This window comes from Candidatus Electronema sp. TJ (genome assembly GCF_048287355.1).
GTDB lineage: Bacteria > Desulfobacterota > Desulfobulbia > Desulfobulbales > Desulfobulbaceae > Electronema.
The window spans coordinates 1-4,606 of sequence record NZ_JBLWEP010000164.1; the positions used below are offsets into that span (position 1 = coordinate 1).

A 4,606-nucleotide genomic window follows, 5' to 3' on the forward strand; every position below is an offset into this window, starting at 1 on the left:
GCAGCGGAGCGGCTTGCGCATGAGGGCTGCCCTGTCCTTCTGGCGGAGCATGGACCTTATCAAACTTGTTGACTTGCATTGGTGAACAGGGCATTATGATCATGCAGTCTCTTGGAAGAGACTGCAATTGCTGTCCTGACAAGGCTGCAATTCGCCAGCACGATAACCCGGCTGGTTCCCGTGTATACCTCAAGGTGAGCGGGCTTCTATTAATCTTTAGGAGCTTGTTCATGTCTAGCAAACTCTCCAAACCACGATCCGAAGCATTCCGCAAGCAAGCTGGACTCTGTTATTATTGCCAAAAACCTATCTGGCTTGATGACAAGGAAGGATTTGCGGTTCAACACGCAATTTCAGCAGCAGAGGCAGAACGATTCAGGTGCACAGCAGAACACCTGAAGGCTCGCTGCGATGGTGGCGGTGACGAGCAAAGCAATATTGTTGCTGCCTGTCTCTTCTGCAACCAAGCACGCCATCAAAGAAAACGTCCGCCTTCTCCCTCTCAATATAAAGAGCATGTGCAGCGGCGGCTCAATAAAGGGAAATGGCACCCCAAATCACTGCAACATCTTGCTGCCCATCGGTAGTGCCGCAGGCTGTGGAGAGCGCAGGGTGTTTCCTGCGCATCTCTCCGTTTTCCTCGTACCAACCAACGCTTTTGGCGGGCTTTATGCTGTTGACTGCTGCCCTTGCCCCACTGCTAAAACTTGCCTGAGAAACTGCCCCGTAAACGACTCATCACACCCTGCCACCTGCTCCGGCGTACCGCAGGCAACCAGCTTGCCGCCGCCGTCACCGCCTTCCGGGCCGATGTCTATGACCCAGTCTGCGGTCTTGATCACATCCAAGTTGTGCTCAATCACCACAATGGTGTTGCCGCTGTCTGCCAGCCTGCCGAGCACGTGCAGGAGGTGCTGGATATCCGCCGGATGCAGGCCAGTGGTCGGCTCATCTAATATATATAAGGTGCGGCCAGTGGCACGGCGGCTCAGTTCCCGCGCCAGCTTGACTCGCTGCGCCTCGCCGCCGGAGAGCGTGACCGAGGATTGCCCTAGGGTGAGATAACCCAAGCCCACATCGAGCAGGGTTTGCAGCTTGTTCTTGATCGGCGGGATGTTCTCAAAGAACTGCAAGGCCTCCTCAATGGTCATCGCCAAGATGTCAGCAATGTTCTTGCCCCGGTACTTGATTTCCAAGGTCTCGCGATTGTAGCGTTTGCCTGCGCAGCGTTCGCAGGTCACGTACACATCCGGCAGGAAGTGCATGGCAATGCGCAGCACGCCGTCGCCCTCGCAGGTTTCACAGCGTCCGCCCTTGATATTAAAGCTGAAGCGGCCCGGCTTATAGCCTCTTGCCCGCGCTTCGGGCAGCTGGGCAAGCAGCTCGCGGATGGGCGCAAGTACGCCGGTGTAGGTGGCAGGGTTCGAGCGTGGCGTGCGACCTATCGGGCTTTGATCAATATCAATGACCTTGTCGATGTGTTCTATACCGGAAAGCAGTCCGCTTGCGCTGTGCTTTTCCTGAAGCAGGCGCATGGCCTCCTTGTACAAGGTCTCTATCACCAGCGAGCTTTTGCCTGAACCGGAAACACCAGTGACGCAGGTGATCACGCCGAGCGGAAAGCGGACGCTGAGCTGCTGCAAGTTGTTGATCGCCGCCTTGTGAATCATGAGGCCGCCGCCTTCCCCTTCCCGCACAGGCCGCCGCTCTTTAGGAACAGGAATGGACATCCTTCCAGAGAGGTAAGCTCCGGTCAGCGAGCGTTCACAATCCAGCAGACCAGGCACAGGGCCGGAGTACAAGACCTCGCCGCCGTGCACGCCCGCGCCGGGTCCTATATCCAGCACATGATCGGCGGCGGCAATGGTATCTGTGTCGTGCTCGACCACGATCACCGTGTTGCCCAAATCGCGCAGACTGAGCAGGGTGGTGATCAGCTTGTTGTTGTCGCGCTGATGCAGGCCGATGCTTGGCTCATCCAAGATATACAGCACACCAGCCAGGCGCGAACCGATCTGCGAGGCCAGCCGGATGCGCTGCGCCTCGCCGCCAGACAGCGTGCCCGCCTTGCGCTCCAACGAAAGATAACCAAGACCAACCCCGCGCAGGAAGCCCAGCCGCTCCTTGATCTCTTTCAGCACCGGCCTGGCAATGAGCTGCTGCCGTTCCGTAAAGGCCAGCTGCTCCAGCTCATCAAGCAGATGATCTATCGAGAGCTTGGTCAGGGCGTTGATCGTCCAGCCGCTGAGGCGCACAGCCAAAGCCTCTGGTTTCAGCCGCTCGCCCAGACAGACCGGGCAAGGCTGCTCGTTCATATACTGCGTCAAATCCTCGCGCACCCAAGCCGAGGAGGTCTCACGGTAGATGCGATCCATGCGCGGTATTACGCCCTCAAAGGCCAGCTGCGAAACCACCTGCCGCTGGCCGCGCTGATAACGGAACTCCATCTGCTTGCCGCCAGAGCCATGCAGGATGATCTGCCGCACCTGCTCAGGTAGCTGATTGAAGGGCGTGCTGGGATCAAAGCCGTACTGTGCCGACAGGGTTTGAATCCAGTGCTCAGTGTGCGCCGAGAGCTTGTTCTTTGCCCACGGCGCAATGGCTCCTTCAAGCAGGCTCAGGCTCTGATCAGGCACAATCAAGGCTTCAGCAAAGAACTGCTTCACGCCTAGGCCGCTGCACTCTGGACAGGCACCCTGCGGGCTGTTGAACGAAAAGAGCTGCGGGGAAAGCTCATACACGGATATGCCGCAGCGGTGACAGGCCGCCGACTCGGAGAACAGCTGCTCTTCGCCGCTGTCCGGGAACAGGGCCAGCATGGTGCCGTTGCTCAGGCGCACTGCTGCCGAGACCGACTCATCCAAGCGGCGGCGGCTGTCCGGTTTGATGGCAATCCGGTCTATCACCGCCTCGATGGTATGGGCCGTGTTCTTGGTCAGCTTGATCTCCTCATTGAGCGAAACAATCTCGCCGTCCAGCCGCGCCCGCACATAGCCGTCCTTGCGCAGACTGGCCAGAAGCTGCTCGTGGCTGCCCTTCTTCCGCGTGATCAAGGGCGCAAGCAGAATCAACTTTTCCCCTGTGGAGCGGGACAGCAAGGCATTGACCATGTCTTCCACAGACTGCGAGGCGATCATCTGGCCGCACTGCGGGCAATGCGGCTGGCCGCAGCGGGCAAAGAGCAGGCGCAGATGGTCATAAATTTCGGTGACTGTGCCGACTGTTGAGCGCGGGTTTTTGGAAGTGGTCTTCTGCTCGATGGAGACTGCCGGTGATAAGCCTTCCAGCAGATCCACATCCGGCTTGTCCATCTGGCCGAGAAACTGGCGGGCGTAGGTGGAAAGCGATTCCACATACCTGCGCTGGCCTTCGGCGTAGAGGGTGTCAAAGGCGAGGGTGGACTTGCCAGAACCGGACAGGCCGGTGAAGACCACCAGCTGGTTGCGGGGCAGGTCAACCGAGATATTTTTCAGGTTGTGCATCCGCGCCCCGCGCACGGAGATGAATTGAGGTTCGCTGCTCACGGCGTATGCACCCAAGGAAGTATGAAAGGAAAAGGCGGCTCTGCCTCTTGCGCCAGCGCACAGGCTTGTGTTGTAAAGCTGCGGCAGGGTCTTGTCAAGAAAAACACGCGGAAGATGCTGGCGCACTAGGCGGAGCAGCGCAGTCCTGTTGCGAGCATGCTCGGAGTCCAATCGCAAGCATGCTTGAAGTCCGACCGCAAGCATGCTCGGAGTCGGACCGCAAGCATGCTTGGAGTCCGACCGCAAGCATGCTCGGACTTAGCACGAATGCGTTGATTCGTGTTCAGGGAAACAGCAGGGGGGAATATCTACATGCAATAACAGGAGGCAGAATCATTCTGCAATCATGAGGCAGGCAGGGCGTAGCTTGCTTTATCTCCATCAAGTTTGACATAACCGCGCTTGATCAGCGTGTTATACACTGCGTCAATACGAGATTCGGGCAGATTCTTTCCGCAGCGGGCATGAATGGTGCTGCGCAATGTTGTTGCCGTGCCAGGTTTGGATGCCTTCCGTTTAATCAGATCATCAATCACCAGCTTAAGCAGCTCTTCGGTGGAAAGCGGCGCAGTCTTGCTTTCCGTCTGCGGAGCAGCCGCGCTGGCCGCCGCTTTGAAGCAGGGCATGTCCTCTGTCGCCGCAGAGCGGGCCACAAATATTTTCTGCTGCCTCAGGTGTTGAATCAGCGGGTCAAAGCCGGTGTCTTTGGAGATTATGTGAAAGTATCCAGCCGGATCAGCCGCAGCCAGCACGCCCAAGTAGTAGGCGATATGGAAATCCAGCGCGTTGCTGCCGGAGCTTTGCAGCACGATGTATTCCGCCCGGCTGCCTAAGCTCTGCATGGCCGTGACCAGCTCCACCGGCAGCTTGGTGTTGTTCGGGCCAAGAAAGACCCTCACCTGAAATTCCGCGCCTTTGAGCAGGGCAAGAGATTGCACCTGCACGTTTTCGTAGTCAATGAGAACGTAATTAGTTTTCACGCGCCGCCAGCTCGCCCTTCAGAGAATGCTGGCCAGCATGGTTGATCGTCACCATGATTATATCACCGGGCTGGAGCGCATCCGGCCCAGTGAAATGCACAA

Annotated in this window: 3 protein-coding genes; 1 reads left to right on the forward strand and 2 read right to left on the reverse strand. The window is 57.8% G+C overall.

Annotated elements, in window-relative coordinates; genetic code table 11:
* Positions 1-230 precede the first annotated feature (230 nt).
* Positions 231-587, forward strand: coding sequence for an HNH endonuclease (locus tag ACNKID_RS10450; RefSeq protein ID WP_417913375.1), 357 nt, complete (start codon positions 231-233; stop codon positions 585-587).
* An 81-nt stretch (positions 588-668) separates the two neighbouring features.
* Here the strand turns inward: ACNKID_RS10450 and uvrA are convergent, their stop codons facing one another.
* Together uvrA and ACNKID_RS10460 are read right to left on the reverse strand one after the other, a co-directional pair.
* Positions 669-3,524, reverse strand: a complete 2,856-nt coding sequence (uvrA, locus tag ACNKID_RS10455) for an excinuclease ABC subunit UvrA (RefSeq protein ID WP_417913376.1) — start codon at positions 3,522-3,524, stop codon at positions 669-671.
* A 344-nt stretch (positions 3,525-3,868) separates the two neighbouring features.
* Positions 3,869-4,504: a PIN domain-containing protein gene (locus ACNKID_RS10460; protein ID WP_417913377.1), complete on the reverse strand. Its 636-nt coding sequence runs from the start codon at positions 4,502-4,504 to the stop codon at positions 3,869-3,871.
* Between the last annotated feature and the right edge of the window lie 102 nt (positions 4,505-4,606).

What these genes read in the sequence shown, in the direction of transcription:
- ACNKID_RS10450 (WP_417913375.1), top strand. Translation starts at nt 231, where the DNA reads ATGTCTAGCAAACTCTCCAAACCACGATCCGAAGCATTCCGCAAGCAA.